We start from the raw sequence: 24,818 nt of genomic DNA, 5'->3' as shown, positions 1-24,818 counted from the left end.
AAACCGCGTCGTAAACCAAATTTAATTCAAATTCTATCGAAACTGCTTGTCCAACTCATGACGAGAACTGCGGATCGATAGCATGGTGACAGGATATTTGTTCCGGAAGTTTGTTCTTTCTGCAGCGTTCTTGCTGGCCCTAATCCTGTCCGCCGCCGCGGCGCCTTTGCAACTCGTTACGCTTCAATATCCGCCTTACGAATATCAGGATGGCGACAAGGTAGACGGCATCGTCGTCCGCTTGCTGCACCACGCTTTTGAGAAGCTGGGACGGGACATAGTAATCACGGTCCTTCCGTGGAAACGCGCTCAACTCATGGCCAAAAAAGGCCAGGTCGACGGCATTTTCACCGTATATGAGACCCCTGAGCGGCTAAAGTATCTCGACTATTCCAAAAAGGTGCTGATCCCGCAAAAGGTCTCCCTATGGGCGCTTCGAGAAACTGAAGTTGACTACGATGGAACCATGAAAAGCCTAGCAGATGTTTCCATTGGTCTGGTTCTTGGTGTCAGCTACGGCGAAAAGGCCGACCGGGCGCTCAAGAGTGGCGCTTTGAAACACCTGGAGTATGCGCCGGACAGCGCGCAGAACATCAAGAAACTTCTGGCCGGTCGCACATCCGTGGTCATCATGAACCGCTACGGTGCCCTGCACCATTTGCACCTTCAAGACGGCTTTGAACGGGTCAAAGAACTGACGCCCGAAATCTCTTCGGTACCCTCCTATGTGGCCTTCTCGAAACTTAGAAATCATACCGCTCTTAGAGACCAATTCGACCAGGTTTTGGAGACCATGATCGCCTCTGGCGACTATGCGCGGATCATCGACGACTACTTCGCGGAGAAATCGGCAAAAACGGAGTTCTAAAGGATCCGCCACTATGGCGGATCGCGACACCCGATGCCCGCAGTCTGGGCGTCATAGCCACGGATGGAGGCACGCATGAAGCGACTCGCACACATTACTCTGATTGCAATGGGACTGGCATTCGGCGCAACAGCGGTCAAAGCAGAAACCGTCAGACTTGTGACCCTTGAATACCCGCCCTATCAGTATGAGGCCGGATCGGATGCCGACGGCATCGTCGTGCGCATCCTGCGCGAGGCATTTGCCAAAATGAACGCGGACATCAGCATTGAGGTCTTGCCTTGGAAACGGTCTTTGAAGATGGTCGAGACCGGCGATGCCGATGCCATATTCACCGCCTACAAGACCGCCGAACGGGAAACCTTCCTCGACTATTCCAAAACCGTTCTGATGCCGCAAGTCGTCTCCGTTTGGGTCAACAAGGACAAGAGCGTTGCATTTGATGGCAGCATGGACAGCTTAAGTGATGTCTCGATCGGCCTCGTCGACGGGTTGAGCTACGGCGGCACGGTTGATGACGCTATCAAATCAGGTGTTTTAACGTCTCTCGACTACGCCCCGGAAAGCTCCAACAACATCAAAAAACTCATGGGTGGGCGGATCGATGCTGTCATCATGAACAAATACGGCGCCATGCATCATTTGAAGAACCTTGGTGGTTTGGAGAAAGTCGAAGAGCTCGAGCCTGAACTGTCTTCTGTTCCGTCCTACATTGCTTTTTCAAAAGCCAACAACCTGGCCGGTATGCGGGATGATCTCGACACCGTCCTGCAAGGCATGATCGACAGCGGCGAGTATCAAAGCATCATCGACGCTTATTTCGCCCAATAACCGAATGCTCCAACCTTGCGCGGCCCCGCCCGTTTGGTGGGGCCCTCTCTTTATGCCGGTTCAAAGAGCTCGATAACGTTTCCGGATGGATCCCGGCACAGAATCTGTTTTCCGCCGGGCCCGGTGACGATGTCGTTGAGGAACAGGAATTCTTTCTGCCTGAGCTCGGTCACAAGCCTTTCCAGATCCGCCACAATAAGGACGCAGCGGTTCCACCCTCCAGGTTTCGGGACAGTTCCATCTGTCATCGGCTTTGACGCAGACGCCATTGGCCCCACCAGCCAAAGCTCAAGATCATCGCGCTGGAGAATCGCCATCGCCGGCCCAAATTGCTGTTTCAGGTCAAATCCGAGATGATCCCGATAGAAGGAGACGGCCTCATCGACATTCTCAACAAGATACCGGAAATGCGCCACTGAAGTCCTCCATTCGGAATACAACCAGTAATTATAACCTAGCGCCTCATTATACGGCTGTCATTTATACCGATAATCACCGCAGACACGACTTCGTGCACTTAAAACCGATCTATCGCGTCAAACGCGCATAATTTGACCCCACACGCTTAGCATACATATCCTTACAATCTTTCCGTGAAACTCGGGTGTCAATGCATCCTTTCAAATTGGAATTTCGTGAGGAACAGGAGATGCACAAAAGCAGCAGTGGCCCGCGCGCGGACCAAGTGCGCTGCGACGCACTCTTCACGTACATCTTCATGCTGGTATCGTCTGCGTTGGCCACACTGGGCCCGCCGGATGCCGCGTTTTCCAGAAATCTCATCCCGAAGTTTTCGGCCGCATACTATGCCGAACAAGGCAACAAATACTTCGACACACTGGACAGCTATGCGTCCCGCGCCTCAAAGCCCAACTATTCCACCCATGTGATCCGGTGGGAGTGGCCTCCCTGGCTGTACCTGACCGGTCACAAGGACCACTGGATGACGATGGACCGGTTGCTTGTGCTCTATCCGACGCGCGTCCTAAACCGGGACTGCCGCAGTTTCAAGGTCCAACCTTTCAGCCGGTGCCGGGTCACTTTCCACTATGAGTGGATCGATTCCTATGTCGATATTTATCAGGAGTTCACCTTCAACGATTACGGGCAAATCACCTTCATTGAAGCATGGACCGATGAAGCCGGTTTTCTTCCTATGAACGCAATAAATGACCGCTGGGCCGAGGGGACAGCGGTGAACAGGCTGTCGACCCGCGTACCAGGCCTTGGCCGCGCTGATGGGCGGTATCAAGCCATACCGCCAAAGCACCTTGCCCGTGTCGACCGCGATCTGCGAAACCTGCAGATCCGTCTCCGGGTCCCGGTGATCGCATGGTTGGTCGAAAGCGTGCGGTTCACTTTCAACGCCTAAGTGATTTTGGTCCGCAGATGCGGGTCTTCCAATTAGCCCCGCCGGCGGCCGCGGCGGCGACCGGACCCAGCACCCTCGCCTTCTGCAGCGCGCGCTGCATCGGCTTCCTTGTTGGGCGGAGACACCAGCGGACCGATCTCGGAAATCACCTGATCCAGCGTCGGGCGTACGCCCTTCTTGTAGTCATCCAGCGCCAGGCGCATTGCCTTCAAATGGGAGGGAGACGTGCCACAACATCCACCAATTATTCTTGCCCCTGCGTCCAATGCCATACGGGCATAGTCAGCCATCAGTTCTGGTGTGCCTGTATAGACCACCTCATCCCCTTTGATTTGGGGAATGCCGCAATTGGCCTTGGCAACGACAACCGCGTCCGGATAAGCCTCGGTGATCTCCATGATGGCCGCCAGCAAATCAGAGGCACCGACGCCGCAATTCGACCCGATGGCAACGGGCGTGCAGGCAAACTGATCCTGCAGATCCCCAAGCCCCTTTGGCGACAGCCCCATCATGGTTTTGCCCGCCGTATCGAAACTAGCGGTGATGACCAGCGGCACATCGAAACCTTGAGCCGCCTCGGCGGCAGCCTTCATTTCCTCAATCGCGGACATGGTCTCGACCCAGAGCACATCGACGCCGCCCTCAACAAGCCCTTCGATCTGTTCCCGAAAGGCCTCAACGCCCTCTTCATAGGACAATGCGCCGAGCGGCTGGAACAGTTCGCCCGTTGGACCGATCGAACCGCCGATGAGAACGTCCCGGCCAGACTGTGCAATGACGTCCTTCGCAAGGTCGACCGCGGCGATATTGAGTTCCTTCACGCGGTCCTGCGCGCTGTGAAGCTTCAACCGGTGCCGGTTGCAGCCGAAGGTGTTCGTCAGAATGATGTCGGACCCTGCATCGACGAACGACTTATAGAGCGCCTTGATCTTTTGCGGTTCGTCCGTGTTCCAGAGTTCCGGCGCGTCGCCGGACACCAGCCCCATATCGAACAAGTTGGTGCCCGTTGCCCCGTCCGCCAGCAAAGCACCTTTTTGAGCGAGGAAATCTTCAAACTTCGACATGTCTTTTTGGTCTTTCCGAGTCGTCTCGAGCCCGAAGGCAAATCTGAGACCTGCAATAGCAGACCCCGCGCGGATGTCCACGCGGGGTTTTGTTTTTCCGGTTATTCGGCTGTCCCGGCCCTGCGCCGGGACCTAACCAGTTGTCTGATGGCCCCGGTTCTAAAGGTCGGGACTGCAGTCACCAGACGCCGCGCCTTAGCTGCGCGGCTTGGCGTTCTCTGGATCGTAAAGCGGTGCATAGCCGACACCGGCAACTTCCACCGGATAGCTTTCGGAGAAGTACTCCACCTGAAGCTTGCGGCCGACTTCGCAGTACTCTTGGGGCAGATAGGCAAGTGCAATGTTCTTGCCGATGGTCGGACCGTAAGCCACCGAGGTGGTGTAGGAAATGCGGCCAAGTTCATCGACCAGCGTCTTGCCGGTGTCCGGATCCTGAACCGGCATCGCACCGACCGGGAACCGCTCGACGCCGCTGGCATCGGTGTTTTCCTGCATGACCAGCGTGCAGAGCATCGCAGGTTGCTTGTCGCGCGCACGGTATTCCAGATGCTTTTCCTTGCCGCGGAAATCGGCTTCCTTGACCTTCGGACGAGCCAGATCCGCCTCATAAAGGTTGTACTGGGTCAGAAGGTCGGCGTTCTGGAGGCGGAGCGATTTTTCCAGCCGCCGGGAGTTCGCGTATGTTTCAACACCAACGGCCATGATGCCTTCCGCGCGCAGCGCGTCCCAGACAGCCAGGCCGTCTTCGTACTTCATGTGAAGTTCCCAGCCCTGCTCGCCAACGTAGGACAAGCGAAGCGCGGACACTTTCTTGCCGGCGATTTCCAGATTGCGGATCGCGGCAAACGGGAAGTTTTCCGGATCAAGAGCCGCTGGATCGGTTACGACTTTCTTCAGGTTTTCACGGGCATTCGGACCCCAGATGCCGATGGTCGTGTACTCTTCACTGACATCGGTCACTGTGACGTCAAAACCTTTGTCTTCCGCAATGCGCTTCACATAATGGTAGTCGCGCGGCCCGGCATCGGCGCCATCAACGATCCGGCAGCGGTCTTCCATGCGGAAAATGGTAAGGTCAGCGCGGACATTGCCTTCATCATCGAGGAAGTGCGTGTAAATGCCTTTGCCGATGTTATTGTCGCCGCCGATCTTGGCTGCACACAACCATTCCATCAACGCAACATGGTCCGGGCCTTCCACATCGAACATGTAGAAGTGCGACAGGTTGATGATGCCGCAGTCCTCAGAGAGCGCCAGCTGCTCGGCATTGGAAACGCGCCAGAAGTGACGGTTGTCCCACTCGTTTTCGCGGACCGGAACCTTGTTGCCGTATTTCTCCAAAAGGTGCTCGTTGGCCGCGTAGCCGTGCGCCCGCTCCCAGCCGCCGAGCTCCATGAAGTGACCGCCAAGCTCAACTTCACGTTCATAGAACGGCGAACGCTTGATGTTGCGTGATCCAGCATAAGGCTCGCGCGGGTGGATTGCCGGGAAGTAGATCTTCTGCGCCGCCTCGTAGCACCGGTCCTCGATGAATTTTTCTGTCATCTGGTGCGGATAGAACCGGGAATAATCGATGCCCGCATGATCGATCTCAGTGCGGCCATCGGTCATCCAGTCGGCGATCAGCTTGCCGTAACCCGGACCGTCCTTGACCCAGATGGCAACGCAGTACCACAGACCGCGCACCTTCTGACTTTCGCCGCAGGATGGACCGCCAGCGGCCGACACCTGCAACAGGCCGTTGAAGGACCATGTCTCGTTGTAGCCAAGTTCGCTGAGGATTGGCGTCAGTTCCATCGCCTTTTCAAGCGGCTCGATGACCTGTTCCAGCTCCAAGTCGCGCTGCGATGGTGACAGGCGTGCCTCTTCCTTGGACTGAAGATCACGCGGGTGGCACATGCGCGGATTGGTGGTCTCGTAGTAGCCCCACTCGATCTGGCCGCCTTCGGTGGTTTTCGGATCGCCCGTATCGCGCATATAGGCGGAGTTGCCCTGGTCGCGCAGCAGCGGATAACCAATGTCCTTGCCGGTTCCCTCAAATTCATTGAACGGACCGAAGAATGTCAGCGGGTGGTCCACCGGCATGACCGGCAGATCCTCACCCACCATGTTTGCGATCAGGCGGCCCCAAAGACCGGCACAGACAACAACATGATCGGCCATGATCGTGCCGCGGTGGGTTTTCACACCGGTGATCTTGCCGTTCTCGACGATCAGGGACTGCGCCGGTGTGTTGGCGAAGGATTTCAGCTTTCCGCTTTCAACGCCCATGTCGACCAACCGGCCCGACAGTGCCTGGGACCGCGGCACAACAAGACCGGCGTCCGGGTCGTAGAGGCCGCCCTGAACCTGATCTTCCTCGATCAGCGGGAACATTTCCTTGATTTCGGAGGGTGTGACGAGGCGGACATTGGTGCCGAATGCCTTGCCGGAGGTTACCTTGCGCTTGATTTCCTCCATCCAGGCATCGTCGCCGGTCCGGGCAATTTCCAGCCCGCCGACGCGCTCGTAGGCGCCCATCTTGTCGAAGAAATCGACGGAATAGAGCGAGGTCCATGTGGACAGGAAGTCGTGGCTGGTGGTGTAGCAGAAGTCGGAAGCGTGGGCGGTGGAGCCGACGTCGGTTGGAATGCCGGACTTGTCGATGCCGACAATGTCCGTCCAGCCGCGCTCGATCAGGTGATGCGCAACCGAAGCGCCGACGATGCCGCCGAGACCAACGATGACGACCTGTGCCTTGTCAGGAAAAGCTGACATGTTTCATTCCTCTTCAAAAGGCAGGAAGCGCTGTGCTTAAACGCGCTCCCCTCCGCTTGTCCCATCCACGAAGGATATTCTTCTGCACCCCGGGGCCATTGCCCCGCCGATTTGGCCGCCAGTATTGCGACACTCGGGAGGGCAAAGTAGCTCAATTGCGTCATGGGAGCATGTTGCGACGACACGCAGCAGAATTTCAGCCCGGCAAACCGCGGCCGTCCAACGCAGGGGCCGGAACCGCCGCAATGACGGAATTAGGGCATGATAGGACGCATCCGCACCAAGATCGCTGGCCAAGCCCTCTAAGACTTGACATAACGACACAAATTTTTCTGTTCAGGGAGCCCCTCAATGTCAGACGCCGCCGTCAGCACCGGCCGCCGTGGCCGATCCGCCCGCCGCGAAAGACGCACCGCCACGTCCGGAGGCGTCGGCGCTCCTTATATCAGCCGGGGCATTCCGAATTACGAAGTGCTGAGCGACGAGAGCGCGGCCACCATTGAGGCCAACGCAGATCGCATCCTTGCTGAAATCGGACTGGAGTTCCGCGAAGATCCCGACGTTCTGAACATCTGGAAGATTGCCGGCGCTGAAGTTGACGGCGAGCGGGTTCGCTTTCCGAAAGGCATGCTGCGCGAGATCCTGAAAACGGCTCCGTCACAGTTCACACAGCATGCCCGTAATCCGGCACGCAATGTTGAAATAGGCGGCAACAACCTTGTCTTCGCGCCGGTATATGGCCCCCCCTTCGTCACCGACCTTGACCAAGGCCGCCGCTACGGCACGATCGACGACTTCCGCAACTTCGTGAAGCTCGCCTATATGTCCCCGTGGATGCACCATTCCGGCGGCACCGTGTGTGAGCCGGTCGACCTGCCGGTCAACAAGCGTCATTTTGATATGGTCTATTCCCATATCAAATATTCCGACAAGCCGTTCATGGGATCCGTCACAGCGCCGGAACGTGCCGAAGACTCGGTTCGGATGGCCCAGATCACGTTCGGCGAAGACTTCGTCGACCAGAACTGCGTGATGATCCAGCTGATCAACGCAAACTCGCCTCTGGTGTTCGACGCAACCATGCTGGGCGCCTTGAAGGTTTATGCCCGGAACAATCAGGCCTGTATCGTCTCGCCGTTCATTCTGGCCGGTGCGATGAGCCCAGTGACCGTTGCCGGCACACTTGCTCAGGTTCTGGCCGAAGCACTGGCCGGCTGCGCCCTCACCCAGCTGATCCGCCCGGGTGCTCCAGTCGTCTTCGGTGCGTTCGTGAGTTCCATTTCCATGCAGTCCGGTGCGCCAACATTTGGAAGCCCGGAAGGCTCTCTCCTTTTAAACGGCGCAGCAAAGCTTGCCCGCCGCGCTGGTCTTCCGTTCCGTTCAGGCGGCTCGTTCACCGCATCCAAACTGCCGGATGCCCAATCCGCTCAAGAATCAGCTCAAACAATCACGGCTACGGTCCAGGGCGGCGTGAACTTCTGCCTGCACGCAGCTGGTTGGCTCGAAGGTGGCCTTTGCTCGTCCTATGAAAAGTTCATCATGGATGCCGATCAGCTCGGCATGATGCATGTCCTGGCCAAAGGCATCGACGTAAACGACGAGTCGCTCGCGATGGACGCTTTGGAAGAAGTCGGTCCCGGAGGCCACTTCCTTGGCGCAGCTCACACACAGCGCAATTTCGAGAGCGCGTTCTACCGGTCCAGCGTTGCTGACAACAATTCCTATGAGCAGTGGCTCGCGGATGGTGAACTGGACGCGGCAAAACGGGCAAACAAGATCTGGAAAGAGCAGCTCGCGGCTTATACAGGTCCTGCTCTCGATCCGGCCATCGACGAAGCGCTGCTGGACTTCATGGCAGAGCGCAAAGCGTCCTTCCCGGACAGCAACGTCTAAGTCGCCCGGAGTGACACGATGAAAGGCAGCTGTCTTTGTGGTCGTGTCACCTATGAAGTAACGGGGCCATTGCGCCCCGTTATTGCTTGTCATTGCGTCCAGTGCCGCAAGACATCCGGTCATTTTGTCGCCGCCACACAGGCGGCGAAGAAAGACCTCCACATTCAGGGCGAAGACAATCTGACTTGGTTTCAGTCCTCAGATAGCGCTCGACGTGGTTTTTGTGCAGCCTGCGGAAGCCAGCTCTTCTGGGAGCCGGACGGCCACGGCGCTGTGTCGATTATGGCCGGCACACTGGACGGCCCGACCGGCCTCCAGATCAGCCATCATATTCACACTGATACCAAAGGTGATTACTACCTGTTACCAGATCGTGCTTCTGAGTAAGCGCCTTCAGCGCCGTCTTACCGGCAAGGGAAACGCGAAAAACGCATTGATCAGATTACCGGTTTGCTTGTTTGCCACGTTGGTCTAACCTGCCGCCCACTCCTGCCAGCAGGTCCTGCAAAATGCACCCGGTAACGTGATAGGTGACCATGTCCTCTGAAACCGCGCACGTCCAAAAACTCGCCGATGACCTGACACGTTGGCTGACTGAGGACGCATTGCCGGCCTGGCAAGCGGGCGGCATAAATTCAGACACTGGCGAGTGTTACGAAACCATAGACCTTGCAACCCAGCAAGGCGTGCCCAAAGACCGCCGGGCGCGTGTTATTCCACGGCAAATCTACTCGTTTCTTGAAGGAGCCCGGCTTGGCTGGACGGGCCCGTCGGAGAGCATAGCAACCCGGCTCTGGGCCTGGTTTTCGGACACCTACCGGCTGCCGGATGGCACCTTTGCGGCCACCGCGGCCATGGACAACACCCTCACCGATGCGCGCTTCGATCTCTATAATCAGGCGTTCGTGCTTTTTGCGTTGGCCCACGTGGCCGACAAGATCCCGGCCTGCGCAAGCAGCGCCGAAGCAGATGCAAAGTCACTCGTTGAGGTATTGGTCAAGAGCTACAAGCACCCAGTAATCGGGTTCCGGGAGGACAATCCGGACCGCATCCCTCTGCGCGCAAATCCCCACATGCACCTGTTTGAAGCTGCAATGGCTTGGCAAAGCGTTTCCAACGACCCAATGTGGTCAGGCATGGCGGATGAGTTGGCCGAGCTGGCTCTTACCAAACTGATCGACCCGGTGAACGGCGGATTACGCGAGTTTTTCGATCTTCACTGGGGCCCGTTGCCCGGCAATGAAGGACGGATTTTGGAGCCTGGACATCATTTTGAATGGGCCTGGCTGCTGGTCCGGTGGGGCACAAGCCGGGCCGACGCGGATGCACTTGTCGCAGCCCGGCGGCTCTACGACATCGGCTGGACCTACGGCATTGACGAAAGCCGCGGCGCAACCTTCATGTCGATCAACGACGATTTCAGCGTGCGCGACCCAGTCGCACGGCTCTGGGGTCAAACCGAATGGATCAAGGCAGCCATTGCCTTGGCCGGGATTTCGGTCGGCGCGGAACGTGAGGCCTATACGGCCGACATTTCACTCTCGGTTGCAGCGCTTACGGCTTATTTTGAGGACGTGCCCGCCGGCCTTTACCGGGACAAGTGGCACGTGGACGGCTCGTTTGAAGACGAGGCCGCGCCTGCCAGTTCGCTCTATCACATCGTCTGCGCCATTTCAGAATTGAACGCATTCGCCAAGTCGCTGTAACTGCGACTTGAACATGAATGGCGAATGCAGAGCACGATAAGACGTTTTCCGCATTTTGCAGAAGCGACGGGCGCTCTATAGCTGAGCACCGGATAGGATTCGAAAACCGATCTCAAGTTCAAAGGGAGGCGGAATGCCACAAGCTCAAATCATTGACGGAAAAGCTATTGCAGAATCCGTGCGTGGTGAGATTACCGAACGCGCAGCAAAGCTTCTGAGCGAAACCGGCAAACGCCCCGGCCTTGCGGTAGTTCTTGTCGGAGAAGATCCGGCAAGCCAGGTCTATGTCCGCAACAAGGACCGCGCTGCCGAAGCGTGTGGCTTTCATTCCGTGAAACACACCATGCCTGCCGACTCCAGCGAAGATGCAGTGCTAGGCATGGTCGATCAGCTAAACAACGATACGGACATTCACGGGATCCTCGTGCAGCTTCCCCTGCCCGGGCATATTGATGAAAGCAAGGTTCTGCGCTTGATCAAGCCGGAAAAGGATGTCGACGGCTTTCACCCGATCAATGTTGGTCTTTTGACCGCTGGCGAACGCGACAGCGCGCTTGTCCCTTGTACGCCTGCCGGCAGCCTTGTGCTGTTGAAGCGCACCCTCGGCGACACTTTGTCCGGCAAGAATGCTGTTGTCGTCGGCCGGTCGAACATCGTCGGAAAGCCGATGGCTTCGCTGCTACTGCAGGAAAGTTGCACCGTCACCATTGCCCATAGCCGCACCAAACATCTGCCCGACGTTGTCCGCGCAGCCGACATTGTCGTTGCAGCCGTCGGACGGCCGGAGATGATCAAGGGCGACTGGATCAAACCGGGGGCCACAGTGATTGATGTTGGCATCAACCGGATCCCGGCGCCGGAAAAGGGTGAAGGCAAAAGCCGCCTTGTCGGCGATGTTGCCTTTGACGAAGCCGCAGAACACGCCGGCGCTATCACGCCGGTGCCTGGCGGTGTCGGACCGATGACGATTGCCATGTTGATGGTCAACACGCTGACCGCCGCCCGGCGGCTCATGGGCCTACCGGAAGACGAACCGCTTTTTTAGCTGTTCCGTCAGGTCAAACCGCCGCCTTGCATTCGGCCTGCCGCCATGGTCTATCAATGTTGACAGCCTCTTAACCATGGCCATCTAAGCTGCGCCATGTAGGGACTGCAATTGCAGATAAGTTGATGGCATGACAAAGGACGCTAAGTGCTTGGTCATGCCGACTTTAAACCTGAACAGGCGGCAGTGAGTGAAGGGTCTACCGTCTCAAGCGTCCGGACATGTCCGGCGCCTGCGCTCAAGCGCAAGAGATGCGCGCGTAAACACTAAGAACGCGGCACCCTTTTTGCTGTCCACTTCTTCACTGCTAGCTCTCAGCGTTGTTGCTCCTCTCGTATTGGCGCCACAGCCCGCACACTCATTTGAAATCTTCGGCTGGAAGTTCTTTGAAAACGGCAAGGAAGAAGAGGCCGCCGTCCCGGATCCCATCGCCTATGAGGCAGAGGTTGCTGTATCTGAGCGCAGTGATGCTGATCTGACCAAGGAAATGACCGCCACGTCGCTTCTGGTTCAGCAAGTGAAGAAACCGCCCTCGGGTGAAGCCGGGTTGATCGCCCGGTCCTTGTCGGATCGGGAACGTTTGATCGCCCGCCTTTATGCCGATGGGCGCTATGGCGGCACAGTCAGCATTTCCCTTAATGGACTGCCGCTTGAAAGCGCGCTTGAGCGCGCCGGCTTGCCGGACGGGCGGCCTGTTCAGGTTAAGGTCCTGGTCGACCCGGGCCCGGCTTTCACATTCGGCACTGTCACAGTACAAAGCCCCGGCCGCGAACTCTCGACCGACTCTGCTTTCTGGGGTCTTGCTCCCGGAGAACCCGCAGGCTCCGGCAAAATTCTGAGTGCTGAGCGCCGAATTGTCACGATGTTGCGTGGACGCGGCTATCCTGAGGCGAAAATCGCAGAGCGCCGGATTACGGCGGACCACAGCTCCGATCGATTGGACGTCGCTTTGATCGCAGATGCCGGTCCGCAGGCAAGGTTCGGCAAGGTATCGGTCTCAGGCACCGAAGTTACAAAGCCGGAGTTTGTGGTCCAGCAGGCGATGATCCCGGAAGGAGGCATCTATTCGCCCGAAGACATCTCGCGCGCTCGGAAACGCTTGAACGACCTCGGCATCTTTTCATCCATACGGTTTGTAGAAGGCGACATTGCAAGACCGGATGGCACGTTGCCGATCACCATCCAGGTTACCGAGCGCAAACGCCATGTCATCGGTGCGGGCGCGTCCTGGTCCAGTACCGAAGGCTTCAGCGCGGAAGCCTATTGGCGCCGACGCAATTTGTTTGGCGGTGGGGAAACCCTGTCGGTCGAAGGCTCGATTGGCCGGATCGGGTCCGAGAGCATTGCCAACCAGGAATACTCCGCCCGCATTGCATTTGAAAAACCCGGTGTTTTCGGCCCTCTCACCAGCTTCACGACAAGCCTTGAAGCCAAGCAGGAAAACCCGGATGCCTACATCAGCCGGACGCTGACTTATGACGCATTCCTGAGCCGGGAGTTCAGCGAACAGGTCAAGGGCCGGGCCGGCTTTGAAATCCAGTATGCCGACGAAGAAGACGCATTTGGCGACAACCAATATCTTCTGGTCGGGCTCCCGGCGGATCTGACCTTCGACAACCGGGACGACAAGCTCAATCCGTCAAAGGGTGTCTTTGCGGCGCTCTTTGGCGAGCCGGCCTATGATGCCAAGAACGGCAACGGAATGGGTTTCCTCCAAGGAACCGTTTCAAGCTACTACGCTCTTGATGAAGCAAAACGCTTTATTCTTGCCGGCAAGCTGTCCGCCGGATCAATCATCGCACCGTCTGTGTCGGCCGTCCCAGCGAACCGCCGTCTCATTGCAGGCGGCGGCGGGTCTATCCGCGGCTACGCCTACCGGAACGTTGGCCCGCGGCTAAATGGTGAAGTTGTCGGCGGGCGCTCGCTCATCGAAATGTCCGGCGAAGTCCGCGTCAGGATCACCGAGACAATAGGCGTCGTCGGCTTTGTCGATGCGGGCAATGCTTATGAAGACACCATTCCTGATTTTTCTGACGGCCTGAAGATAGGCGTGGGCGCCGGACTGCGTTACTTTACGCCCATAGGTCCCCTGCGAGTCGATGCGGCCGTCCCGCTCGACCCGGAACAGGACGACCCGAGTTTTGCCCTTTATGTTGGACTAAGCCAGGCCTTCTAACGCCGATGCGTTTTGTAAATCTAGCCCTGAGGATCATTGGACTGCTGGTCGCACTGGCGGTCGCAATTCCGGTTGTCGTGATCGCGATCCTGCAATTCCCGGCAGGACGGACACTTGTGTCCAACATGGTGAGCGATCTTGCGTCCTCCCCCTCCCAAACCATCTCTGTTGAAGACCTTTATCTTGGGTTTGACCTCGATCTTTCGGCCAAACGCATTGCGCTCGGTGATGACTTGGGCACCTGGCTCGAAGCGGACGATCTAAGCGTTTCTTGGTCACCGCTTCAGCTCATTTCAGGCTCGCTGCAAGTCAATGACATCTCGGCCTCCCGGTTCGACCTGAACCGACTTCCCGCGGCTTCGGAAGAGACGCAGCCTGCCGAAAGCGCCAATGAGACGGGATCATCTTTCGCGCTCCCTCTTGATGTTGCACTCGGATCGCTCAGCATTTCGGAGATAAATCTCGGCGAGCCGCTTCTCGGGACACCGATCGCGCTGGCATTGACCGGCTCAGGCAGTGCGGCAATGGATCCGGCAATCTTTTCGGCCAATCTGAACGTCCGGCGGATCGACGGTGTAGACGCGCACCTCACCGCAAAAGCAGAGTTCGCCCCCTCGGAAGAAACCCTGGCCTTTGACATCAAGGTGTCCGAACCGCGCGGTGGTTTGGCAGCCCGGGTGCTTGATGTTCCAGACCTTCCGGCCCTCGGCCTTGAGCTGACCGGCAGCGGCCCACTTAATGAATGGGCCGCGGATCTCAGCATCGCTCTTGATGGACGCCAGACGGTCTCCGGCACGGCCAAGCTTGCCGAAACGGCCGCGGCCCGCCACTTGACCTTTGACCTTGACGGCGACCTCGCCCCATTGGCGCCGCCCGAAGCGCATGCCTTTTTGCTGGGCACAACCAACGCCACCGGCAAGGCAGATTTCACATTGGATTTCGCGCCGCAATCCGGCGCAATCAACCTGAAAACACAGACCGTTTCTCTGTCAGCCCAAGGAGCGCTTGAAAACAATCGTTTGTCGGCCGATGCAGACTTGGCTGTCAGCGCGGGCGGAGATTCTCTGATTGCACTCGATCTTGGTGACCGGCGGATTGCCTTCGGACCACTGACGGTCAAACTCTCCGCAAATGGCGACATGTCGTCAGTCGCCTGGTCAACGGATATTGGATTGGCCTCGTTCGAAACAACCGAAATTCGCAGCGGTCAAATCCAACTGGCGGCAAAGGGAAGCGGTGCAAATCTCACCCCGGACGTGCTGACGACCCCCTTTGATCTCTCCCTGACTGCCGATGGTTTGCAGGGCCTGATGACTGAAATCCAGTTTGTCACGGGTGCTTTGGCACTCAACTCCAATGGATCGATCAATGGCGCATCGCAAACACTCAATTTGAGCGCTCTCGCCCTCACCTCCAGTTTTGTGAACCTCAATCTATCCGATACTAAGCTGGGTGCGGAAAAGGCGTCCGGCAATGGTCGGCTGACCCTGTCCGATCTAAGCCGCTTTTCACAACTCGCTGGACAAGATCTAGGCGGCGCAGTGACGGCAAGCGTGGACTTCGACCTGGACCCGTCAGCGCTGGAAGGAACAGCAAATCTTCAGGCCGTTGCGCAGGATCTGAAGACAGGCACGGCGCAAGCCGATGCGCTGCTCACTGGCCGAACGGACATGAAAGGAAGCATCAAACTTGCTGGAGCTGACGATGTCTCAGTTGAAGGTCTGACGCTGACAAACACCAATTTGACACTGGCCGGATCTGCGGACTATGTGTCCGGTACCCTTGCCTCCGGCATCACCGTGTCCCTCCCCGATCTCGCTTTGGCGGATCCGCAGTTGGGCGGTGCGCTGGACCTGAGCGCTGAAACATCCGGCCCACTGGACCGGCTGGACATCACGGCGGATGTGAAATCCAAACAGATCCTCCTGGCCGGCACTCCTCTCGATAACCTGGAACTGGATATCGAAGCGACCGCCGATCCGTCGGCGCCGTCCGCCAGCGTCAATGGGTCCGCTGACCTGAACGGACAGACCGTCTCGGTTGATTTGGATCTCAAAAGCGCTGATGGCGCGGCGGAACTCAATCCGTTGGCCGTGAGAGTGGCGGAAAACACAATTTCCGGCGATCTTGCAGTGGCCGACTTGGAAAACCCTGTCGAGACACTGAGTGGTTCCTTGAAGATCGATGCGCCGAACCTTGCAGCGATCTCCCCCTTGGCCCTGACGGAGCTTGGCGGCCGCATTGAAGGAACGCTTACCGCCGATCCTGATGCTGGAAAACTTCTGCTGGATCTCTCCGGTTCTGAAATCGACGTTCCTTCAGTCAACATCGGCAGTCTTCAGCTGAAAGCCAACATCGCGCGTCCCTATGACCCCAAAACGGTGTCGGCCGATCTTGTCGTGAACGATCTGATCACGGCTGCAACCCCGGTGCGCAGTGTGGCCCTTACGGCAAAGCCGCAAGGCGATGGCACGGCTCTGACCGCCGATGTAAAGCTTGAATATGGTGCGCAAGATGGCCTCACCCTTGCAGCAGTTCTGTCCCAGCCCACTGCCACGAGTTATGCGCTCGCACTGAATCAGCTCGCGCTAAATTATCAGGGCATCGCCAGCCAGCTAAAGCAGCCTGCCACGATCACCTATGGCGATGGGACAGCCGACATCACTCCGCTGGAACTTGCGCTCGGGCAAGGATCGTTATCAATCTCAGGATCTGCCGGCGAGGCTCTGGGCCTGCAAGCCGATCTGAACGCAGTGCCCCTTTCATTGGCGAACGCTTTTGTGTCGTCGCTCGGCATCGGCGGCACTTTGACGGGAACGGTAAATGCAAAAGGCAGCACATCAGCCCCGGAAGTTGACTGGGCGCTGTCCGGCAGCGGCCTGACAGCATCTCCCTTGCGGGACAATGGGCTTTCAGCCCTGGCGCTAAACTCAAACGGCTCTCTGATTAACAATCAGATATCCCAAACCACGAAGGTGTCCGGCGCAAACGGACTGTCTATCAGCGCCAACGGCACCGTCGGGCTAAGTTCGCCTCAACCACTCTCCATCACCGTGGACGGCACCATTCCGACTGCGGCCTTGAGACGGCCACTGCTAGAGGCGGGTATCCGCGCGGAAGGCGGAATAAACTTGAACGGATCCATCGGCGGCAGTGCGCAATCTCCAGCCTATAATCTCACAGCGGCGCCATCCGGCCTCAAGGTAACCAGTCTTTCAACTGGCCTTACGGTGCAAAACATTCGCGGTTCGGCGAACGTCACCCAAGATCAAGCCTCGCTGAATGGTATTGCCGGTGATCTTGCAACAGGTGGGTCGCTGTCCGCATCTGGTACCGTCGGAATGAAAGACGGGTCGCCGGCCAATCTCAACCTTTCCCTGGATAAGGCGCGCTACATTGACCCAGGGCTGGTCAATGCTGAGGTCGACGCCAGCATTTCTGTCACTGGCCCCCTCGCCTCGACCACCGCATCGCCGCTGATCGGCGGCACAGTGACCATCAACAAGGCAGATGTCTCCATTCCAGAGTCGCTGCCGGGGGCAATACCCCCGGTTGATGTCCGCCACCTCAATGCGTCTGCTGCCGTCCGGCGCCAGGCTGAAGAGCTCGGCGGCGGCGACAGCGGCCGGCAAACCGAACAACGCAGCAACCCTCCACGCCTTGATGTTCTGGTATCGGCACCTGGCCGTATCTTCATTCGCGGACGCGGCCTTGATGCAGAACTACAGGGCAACTTGAAGATTGTCGGAACAACCGCCGATCCCCAAGCCATCGGCGCGTTCACCTTGCGCCGCGGCGTGCTGGACATCCTGACCCGTCGTTTGACGTTCTCCACGGGCCGCGCCACGTTTGAAGGCAGCCTCACACCATTTCTGGAGTTTGTTGCGACCACGACCGTCAGTGACACCACCATTACGATCACGGTCACAGGCGAAGCGGATGATCCGCAGATCGCTTTCACATCCTCCCCGGAACTGCCACAGGATGAAGTCCTGGCACTTCTCTTGTTCGGCAAATCTGTCGGCAACCTGTCTGCCACTCAGATCGCCCAGCTTGGAGCGGCCGTTGCAACCCTGACCGGCGGCAGTGACAGCGGACCGCTTGCCCAGATCCGGAAGTCTCTCGGCCTTGATGCCATCGACATCGACACATCCGGCGAAGATGGACCATCGGTGTCGGTTGGCCGCTATATCAACGACAACATCTACTTGGGTGTCGAGCAAGGTGCGTCCAGCGGCTCCAGCCGTGTGAAAGTCGACATTGACCTCGACCGCGGCCTGAAGGTTCGCGGCGAAGTCGGAGCGGATGGGTCGTCGAAAGCCGGAATATTCTTTGAGCGGGAGTATTGATGGTCGTTTTTATTGCCAATCGAAACTGTCAGACATGGCTAAACGATCACCGGCATTTTTAGCGAACCCGGCGCGGATTTCCGCCACACAAATTTCTTTTTCCGACAAATCGCCGGCTTGCTGTTGCGGTGCACTGCCACAACGTGCGAGGGTCCGGCCCATGACCAATCTAAAGAAAATTGAAGTTCCGCAGGAAGACGATCAGACCGTTTATCCGGCTATCGGCGCACCTGCGGACACCGGAGCCAACTACATGTCGAACAGCAGCAGCGACTACACCCTGGGAGAGCGGATCTGTAAGGCACGGGATATTGCCGGACTGTCCACCGCCCAGCTCGCGCGCCGCCTCGGCATCAAAACCTCTACATTGCAAAGCTGGGAAAGCGACCGTTCCGAGCCGCGGTCCAACAAGCTCATCCTGCTGGCAGGCCTTTTGAACGTCAGCCCGACCTGGCTTCTTGTCGGGCGCGGGTCGCCGCCTGTTGCAGAAGACACCACCGCAGATCTCGACAGCATGCGCGTTGCCCTTGATCGCATCCAGAAGCAGGCCCAGTCCCTTGCCGATGAGATCGCGACCCTGCAAAGCCGGCTTGGCGGCAGCTGATCCGGCGCAATCCCCTATCCGTTCAACGCTTCTTCGTTCACCGCTCAGACACGGCCACGACGCGTTTGGGCGCTGAACTGTTGCAACAGTGTTTTGCCTTGCCAGACCCTTGGTGATCCGCCTATCACTTGAACAATTCAGACCGGCACTCGCCCGGTTCCTGCCCCTTTGTCACGGAGTTCTCTATGTCTCTCAATCCGGCGCTCTTGAAACAGCAAGTCTACATCGACGGGTCCTGGGTGGATGCCGACAGCGGCCAAACGATGGAAGTGACCAACCCGGCGACCGGAGATGTGATCGGCACCATTCCGGTCTGCGGCCGGGAAGAGACAAAACGCGCCATCGATGCGGCCCACAAGGCCATGCCTGCGTGGAAGGCCTTGACCGCAGAAGCCCGCGCCACACTCATGCACAAGCTCTGCGATGAGATCATGGCCGTGATCGACGACTTGGCCGTGTTGCTCACCACTGAAATGGGCAAACCGCTCGCCGAGGCCAAAGGCGAAATCGCACTTGGTGTGAAGTACATCCGGTTCTTTGCCGAAGAAGGCAAACGGGTCTACGGCGACACAATCCCGTCTCCGTGGCCGGACCGTCGCATCCTGGTGACCAAGGAGCCTGTCGGTGTTGTCGGTGCGATCACACCATGGAACTTCCCGAATTCCATGATTGCCCGCAAGCTCGGCGCTGCCCTTGCAGCAGGCTGCACCATGGTGATGAAACCAGCCGAATTTACACCCTACTCCGCTCTGATTTACGGCATTCTTGCAGAAAAAGCCGGTATTCCCGCTGGTGTGGTCAACATCGTCACCGGAGACGCTCCGGCAATTGGCGAAGAAATGTGTGAAAACCCGCTTCTGAAGAAGATCACCTTCACCGGTTCGACCCGCGTCGGCAAACTGCTCGCCGGGAACGCCGGCAAGAACATGAAGAAGATCTCCATGGAGCTCGGCGGCAATGCGCCGTTTATCGTGTTCGACGATGCGGATCTGGACAAGGCTGTCGAGGGTGCAATCGCATCAAAGTTCCGCAACTCCGGCCAAACCTGTGTCTGCGCCAACCGGATCTACGTGCAAGCCGGTGTTTACGATGCCTTCGCAGCCAAACTGAAAGATGCGATTGCCGCGCAACTCAAACCCGGCAATGGTCTGGAAGACGGCAGCACACAAGGACCGCTGATCAACGAAGCAGCTCTTGAGAAAGTGGCCGACCATGTGGCCGATGCCCTTGCTAAAGGCGGTGAGCTGATCTCCGGCGGCAAGCGCAGCGACGGTCCGGGTACTTTCTACGAGCCGACATTGATCGTCGGAGCAACCGCGGACATGAAAGTTGCGAACGAAGAGACATTTGGTCCCTTGGCTGCGCTCTTCAAGTTCGAGACCGAAAAAGACGCAATTGCCCGGGCAAACGACACCGAATACGGCCTGGCCTGCTATTTCTACACCCAGGATCTTGGCCGGACCTTCCGAGTAATGGAAGCCCTTCAATACGGCCTTGTCGGCATAAACGAAGGCGTCATCACGACAGAAGTTGCACCTTTCGGCGGCGTCAAGGACAGCGGCATCGGCAACGAAGGCTCCAAATACGGCCTCGATGACTATCTGAACATCAAATACAGCTGTCTCGGCGGCCTCGGCCTCTAAAGCGGTTACGCGGACCTGCGTAGAAGTTGCGCAAGGTCCGCAGCGCTCATTGGGCGCCCGAAGAGATAGCCTTGTCCAACACGGCACCCGAGACCGAGGAGCGTTTCCGTCTGTTCCTCGGTTTCAATGCCCTCCATGACTGTTTCCATGCCAAAGGCCTTCGCCATATGCAGGACAGCTTCAATAAGGGCGACGTCCTTCTTGTTGGTTGTCACCTTCGATATAAACATCCGGTCCAGCTTGATCTTGGAAAATGGATAGTTCTGGAGATAGGCCAGCGACGAATATCCGGTGCCAAAATCATCCAGAGAGAAGCAACACCCCAGCTCGGCGAGCTCTTGCATGCTGGACCGGACATCAATGGTCTCGTTGATAAACAGCGATTCTGTGATTTCCAGATCGAACCGTTCCGCCGGAAATTTCGTGGCCTTGAGCGCATCCTCAACGGTGGCGACAATATCGCCCCGCGAAAACTGGAGGGCGGACACATTGACCGAAAGATTGATGTTGCTGTCCCATTGACCGACCTCTTCCATTGACCGGTGCAAGGTCCAGGCTCCCAATTCGACGATAAATCCGTTTTCTTCGGATATCGGAATGAATTCCACGGGTGAGATTTCACCCAATTCTCCGTGCCGCCAACGCAGCAGGGCTTCCACGCCAATGATTTCCCGGCTCCGCAGATCAATCAGCGGCTGGTAAACCATCCGGAGTTCGTTCCGTGAAATCGACTTGAAGAGCTCGGTTTCCAGGCTCCGGCGCCGCTGCAACGTGTCATTCATTTCCGGGCGGAAAGCCACGCAGGCCAGCTGAGCACTTCTTCGCGACAAGGCCAGCGCGTTGCCGGACTTTTTCAGTAGCTCGTCTATTTCGGACGCGTAGTGGTCGACGATATACCCGAAATCCAGCCGGACAGAGATCCGGGATCCCTCGATCATATAATCTTTGCCAACGACTTGTTGCACCGTCTCCAGGAACCGTTCAGCGCAGACCTCCCCTTCTTCGGAAATATAGGCTGCAGCAAATACATCGGCCGTGAGCGCAGCCCAAGTCACCTCCGTCCCGAAATGCTGAGTCACGCGGTCCGCAATCGCTTTTCGCAATAAATCCCCGTAGGAAAAACCCAGTGAGGCGATGATCTGGTCAAGGTTGGAAATCGAGAACTGAACAAGACACAGGATTTGCCCATCAAATCCGGTTCTTTCGACGGTTTCCGGCACCTCGTCTTCAAAGCCATTCCGGTTGAACAGTCCCGTGACGGGATCGAACCTCGCAAGATAAGCCAGCCTTTTATTGGCTTCGTATTCCTCGGTGATATCCCGGCAGGTCAGACACGCCAGCGCCTCATTTTCCCGTGCGTGTTTCCCTTTTTTGCTGGTCAGAGTTTTTTCGGAGCGCGTTATCACATACTCAATAACGCGCAGTAATCCATCTTCCCCAGTAATCTTGAGGAGTTTGGGTTCAGGTTTGCCCTTTGTTGTGTCGGATAGCACCGCAACGGCGTCATCGACCAGTTCAGCTGGCAAAACCTCGCGGCCAGATGCATTCGGAATGGCCTTAAAACCAAAGAGCTTACGCGCGACTTCACTTGATGCTGTAATCGTCTCAGACCGGTCAATCACCATAATGGCATCGAAACTATCGTCAAAAACCTGTCCCAGCATGCGGACCGTGTTTCGCTGACTTATCTGGTAGAGCTGAGAGATCAGTTTTCTAAGGCCGAGTTCCTGAAAAATGATGACAATCGCGCAGGCTACCAGCAACACTTGCGCGGAGGCCGTTGATATCAGAACGGGACGTTCTTGAAGGGCAAAATACCCGGCAAGCTCCAGGAGCACCATGAAGCCAACCAGCACGGCCAGTTTTGTGCTGAGGCCTGTTCTTTTCGTTGTTGCGAGCAGCACAAACAGAAGAAGAACCGATAAAACAGCAGGCATTGCGCCACGGATAATCAACGCCCGGTCCTGCATGAGCGTTTCAGCGCCAAGTGCCTGAATCATCGCGCCAGGAAGGATGCCGTAGACGGGTGTTGGGAAGAGATCCCGCAGTTCCTGAGCGCTTGCTCCGATGATGACCTTTTTCCCAAAGAGGGTCGTATTGGCGACGTCTCCTTCAAGCACATCGATCATGGATACCCGGGGCATTTGATCAATGGCTATGCTGTAATCCAGCCAAAAGGCTCCCGAGGTTGCACCGGTATGACCACCGAGATAGGAAGCTGCGGATAACTCCTCGACCCCATTCAGTTCAAATCCGTAGATGTTTCGCCAGATCCGGCTATCAGCCTCCACCGGAACCATCACAACGACAGGCCAAGCGAACTTCAAAAATTCTTCAATAGGCTGGTTGAGAATCTCTTCGGATTCGTCTTCGGCCCCAGTTGCCGCTTGGCGGAACGCTGCCAGGCTGACATTTCCTGCACGTTCCATAGATGCTGCAAAAATTGCATCATCTTCTGGTGTAGAGGCTGAACTGAAATCAATATCAAAAACGATATCGCTGGCACCGGCTTCGGAAAGGTTATCGATCAGATCGGCGTAGGTGCGGCGCGGTATTGGCCATACACCCAGTTGCTCGAGCGACCGCGCGTCAATATCGACAAAGAGCAGATCTCCTGTGACCGGACGCTCGGACGCTGTGAACCGGTGTTCCCATAGCATCCGGTCAAGCCCGTCCGTAACGCGGACAGCTTGCAGCGCCAAAAGACCTGCCCCCATCAGGCCTGCAAACACGATCGCTGCAAGAAATCTCTTTAAGTCAGCCGATATTGCTCCTAATCGCACTTTGCCCGCCCAATCCCACCTCTAAATGTTCGATACACTCCGGCTTGCATCCTATCAGGACGCTTTGGCATCAAGTTTCGGCTCCCCAACCGATAGCTTGAGTACGCAAACACCAATGGCGTTACAAACGACCGCCTGTATCAGCTCCACCGTTGCCATTTCCGTTGTTACCGGAATTGCCGTTGCCATTTCCGTTGTTACCGGAATTGCCGTTGCCATTTCCGTTGTTACCGGAATTGCCGTTGCCATTTCCGTTGTTGCCGGAATTGCCGTTGCCATTCCCGTTGTTACCGGAATTGCCGTTCCCGTTTCCGTTGTTGCCGGAATTGCCGTTGCCATTCCCGTTGTTACCGGAATTGCCGTTGCCATTCCCGTTGTTACCGGAATTGCCGTTGCCATTCCCGTTGTTACCGGAATTGCCGTTGCCATTCCCGTTGTTACCGGAATTGCCGTTGCCATTTCCGTTGTTGCCGGAATTGCCGTTGCCATTTCCGTTGTTGCCGGAATTGCCGTTGCCATTTCCGTTGTTACCGGAATTGCCGTTGCCATTTCCGTTGTTACCGGAATTGCCGTTGCCATTTCCGTTGTTACCGGAATTGCCGTTGCCATTTCCGTTGTTACCGGAATTGCCGTTATCATTCCCGTTGTTACCGGAATTGCCGTTCCCGTTTCCGTTGCCACTTCCATTGTTGCCAGCGGATTCGCCGCTCCCGGAAGAACTGCCCGCGCTCCCATCACCGGCGCCACCCGAGTTGCCACCAGCATTCTGCCCCTGGCTGTTTGTTGAGCCTCCCGAAACACCTTGATTGGAGGTGTTCGTAGACTGGCTCGGAACATTTCCGATTGACGGAGTGGCAAAAGCCGGAGCCCTTGCAGCGCCCGGTGACACAGAGGGCGCATTCACACCGGACACCGACAAGCCCGACCGGCTGCCGGGCGCACTTGACGCACTCTGGCCCGGCCCCAGCGAAGCGGTTTGGCCGGTTGCCAAATCGGAGACCTCGACAAGACCACGTTCAACAGAGACCCGCGCTTCGCGGCTGTTCACGGAAACACCAAACCGCGTTCCTTTGACAACAGCGGCGAGAAAAGGGGTTTCGACTGTAAAGTGCGGACGCCCGCGCTTTTGAACATCGACGGTCAGGCGGCCAGAGCGCTGAAGCAGCGTGGTCTTGCGATTGTTGCTTCGATATTTTGAAAGAGCAAACTTGGCATTCGGGCCAACCGAGATAGTCTCTGCGCCGCGCGCGATCAGCGCCCGCGCACCGGAACGCGTTGCCATGGTATAGCCGGGTTGAAACACCATACCGCGTTGAACGCGGAACGCCTTGACCTCTGGCGCAACAAAATAAACGACCCCAGACACCCGCTTGACGACCCACTCAGCGCGCGCTTCACCGACGCTCGACAGGACCGCGAAACTGCAGAGGAAAAAAGCGAATACGTTGAACCCAATCGGTCTGCCAAATGGTTTTATGGCAAGGAGCTTATAAAACACCGTAGACACGTCTATTGACCGAATGGAAACCACGCCAGACACCGTATTTTAGATGATTATTGAAGCACCTTATAACATTGACAATTTTAACGTTAGGTGAAGGTCAGCAAATAGGTCGCGGAACATAAGTTGAACCCCGATGCCATGCTCATACTACCACAGCGATAGAGACCAAGACTATCGCAACTATTTCCAACTGACGGTCACCTGCGCTGAGGAACTGAAATGC

General features: G+C 57.1%; 16 protein-coding genes and 1 pseudogene. 12 read left to right on the top strand and 5 right to left on the bottom strand.

What is annotated here, in order from left to right:
- The first annotated feature begins 82 nt into the window (after positions 1 to 82).
- Positions 83 to 868 (top strand): substrate-binding periplasmic protein, encoded by a 786-nt coding sequence (locus tag AC0J4F_RS15885; protein ID WP_473023994.1) that lies wholly within the window; start codon positions 83 to 85, stop codon positions 866 to 868.
- Between the two features lie 75 nt (positions 869 to 943).
- On the top strand, positions 944 to 1,699 hold the full coding sequence (locus AC0J4F_RS15880) for a substrate-binding periplasmic protein (protein WP_473023993.1): 756 nt from the start codon (positions 944 to 946) through the stop codon (positions 1,697 to 1,699).
- A gap of 50 nt (positions 1,700 to 1,749) precedes the next feature.
- On the opposite strand, the gene AC0J4F_RS15875 is transcribed toward AC0J4F_RS15880, so the two are convergent.
- Positions 1,750 to 2,115 carry a VOC family protein gene (locus AC0J4F_RS15875; protein ID WP_473023992.1) on the bottom strand — a complete coding sequence of 122 codons (366 nt, stop codon included), beginning with the start codon at positions 2,113 to 2,115 and terminating at the stop codon, positions 1,750 to 1,752.
- Between the two features lie 233 nt (positions 2,116 to 2,348).
- Here AC0J4F_RS15875 and AC0J4F_RS15870 point away from each other — a divergent pair, with 233 nt between their 5' ends.
- On the top strand, positions 2,349 to 3,071 hold the full coding sequence (locus tag AC0J4F_RS15870) for a hypothetical protein (RefSeq protein ID WP_473023991.1): 723 nt from the start codon (positions 2,349 to 2,351) through the stop codon (positions 3,069 to 3,071).
- Between the two features lie 32 nt (positions 3,072 to 3,103).
- Here the strand turns inward: AC0J4F_RS15870 and bmt are convergent, their stop codons facing one another.
- Complete coding sequence (gene bmt / locus AC0J4F_RS15865) at positions 3,104 to 4,135, bottom strand: betaine--homocysteine S-methyltransferase (RefSeq protein WP_473023990.1); 1,032 nt, start codon at positions 4,133 to 4,135, stop codon at positions 3,104 to 3,106.
- A 195-nt stretch (positions 4,136 to 4,330) separates the two neighbouring features.
- On the bottom strand, positions 4,331 to 6,892 hold the full coding sequence (locus tag AC0J4F_RS15860) for a GcvT family protein (protein WP_473023989.1): 2,562 nt from the start codon (positions 6,890 to 6,892) through the stop codon (positions 4,331 to 4,333).
- Positions 6,893 to 7,243: 351 nt separating this feature from the next.
- On the opposite strand from AC0J4F_RS15860, the gene AC0J4F_RS15855 reads away from it, so the two are divergent.
- From AC0J4F_RS15855 to AC0J4F_RS15820, 8 genes are all read left to right on the top strand, one after another.
- Positions 7,244 to 8,785, top strand: a complete 1,542-nt coding sequence (locus tag AC0J4F_RS15855) for a trimethylamine methyltransferase family protein (protein WP_133947072.1) — start codon at positions 7,244 to 7,246, stop codon at positions 8,783 to 8,785.
- 18 nt (positions 8,786 to 8,803) lie between these two features.
- Positions 8,804 to 9,172: a GFA family protein gene (locus tag AC0J4F_RS15850; protein WP_473023988.1), complete on the top strand. Its 369-nt coding sequence runs from the start codon at positions 8,804 to 8,806 to the stop codon at positions 9,170 to 9,172.
- Between the two features lie 149 nt (positions 9,173 to 9,321).
- Positions 9,322 to 10,491, top strand: coding sequence for an AGE family epimerase/isomerase (locus AC0J4F_RS15845; protein WP_473023987.1), 1,170 nt, complete (start codon positions 9,322 to 9,324; stop codon positions 10,489 to 10,491).
- A 133-nt stretch (positions 10,492 to 10,624) separates the two neighbouring features.
- On the top strand, positions 10,625 to 11,536 hold the full coding sequence (gene folD / locus AC0J4F_RS15840; RefSeq protein WP_473023986.1) for a bifunctional methylenetetrahydrofolate dehydrogenase/methenyltetrahydrofolate cyclohydrolase FolD: 912 nt from the start codon (positions 10,625 to 10,627) through the stop codon (positions 11,534 to 11,536).
- Between the two features lie 286 nt (positions 11,537 to 11,822).
- Positions 11,823 to 13,712 carry an autotransporter assembly complex protein TamA gene (locus AC0J4F_RS15835; protein ID WP_473023985.1) on the top strand — a complete coding sequence of 630 codons (1,890 nt, stop codon included), beginning with the start codon at positions 11,823 to 11,825 and terminating at the stop codon, positions 13,710 to 13,712.
- Positions 13,713 to 13,717: 5 nt separating this feature from the next.
- Positions 13,718 to 18,061, top strand: a complete 4,344-nt coding sequence (locus tag AC0J4F_RS15830) for a translocation/assembly module TamB domain-containing protein (protein WP_473023984.1) — start codon at positions 13,718 to 13,720, stop codon at positions 18,059 to 18,061.
- A 160-nt stretch (positions 18,062 to 18,221) separates the two neighbouring features.
- The gene (locus AC0J4F_RS15825; RefSeq protein WP_133947066.1) at positions 18,222 to 18,665 is read left to right on the top strand and encodes a helix-turn-helix domain-containing protein; all 444 of its coding nucleotides are present in this window, start codon (positions 18,222 to 18,224) and stop codon (positions 18,663 to 18,665) included.
- A gap of 185 nt (positions 18,666 to 18,850) precedes the next feature.
- Entirely contained in the window at positions 18,851 to 20,308 is a 1,458-nt protein-coding gene (locus AC0J4F_RS15820; RefSeq protein ID WP_473023983.1) for an NAD-dependent succinate-semialdehyde dehydrogenase, read from the top strand.
- Between the two features lie 5 nt (positions 20,309 to 20,313).
- On the opposite strand, the gene AC0J4F_RS15815 is transcribed toward AC0J4F_RS15820, so the two are convergent.
- Positions 20,314 to 23,091, bottom strand: coding sequence for an EAL domain-containing protein (locus AC0J4F_RS15815; protein WP_473023982.1), 2,778 nt, complete (start codon positions 23,089 to 23,091; stop codon positions 20,314 to 20,316).
- A 115-nt stretch (positions 23,092 to 23,206) separates the two neighbouring features.
- Between AC0J4F_RS15815 and AC0J4F_RS15810 the strand changes: the two genes are divergently transcribed.
- Positions 23,207 to 23,878: a hypothetical protein gene (locus AC0J4F_RS15810; RefSeq protein ID WP_473026471.1), complete on the top strand. Its 672-nt coding sequence runs from the start codon at positions 23,207 to 23,209 to the stop codon at positions 23,876 to 23,878.
- A 225-nt stretch (positions 23,879 to 24,103) separates the two neighbouring features.
- Here the strand turns inward: AC0J4F_RS15810 and AC0J4F_RS15805 are convergent.
- Positions 24,104 to 24,373: pseudogene (locus AC0J4F_RS15805) on the bottom strand (FecR family protein); the annotation flags it as partial.
- Positions 24,374 to 24,818: the final 445 nt, after the last annotated feature.

This window comes from Roseibium sp. R5, from assembly GCF_055755305.1.
The sequence above is the reverse complement of the archived record's forward strand: the minus strand, read 5'-3'. Positions and strand labels throughout refer to the sequence as shown.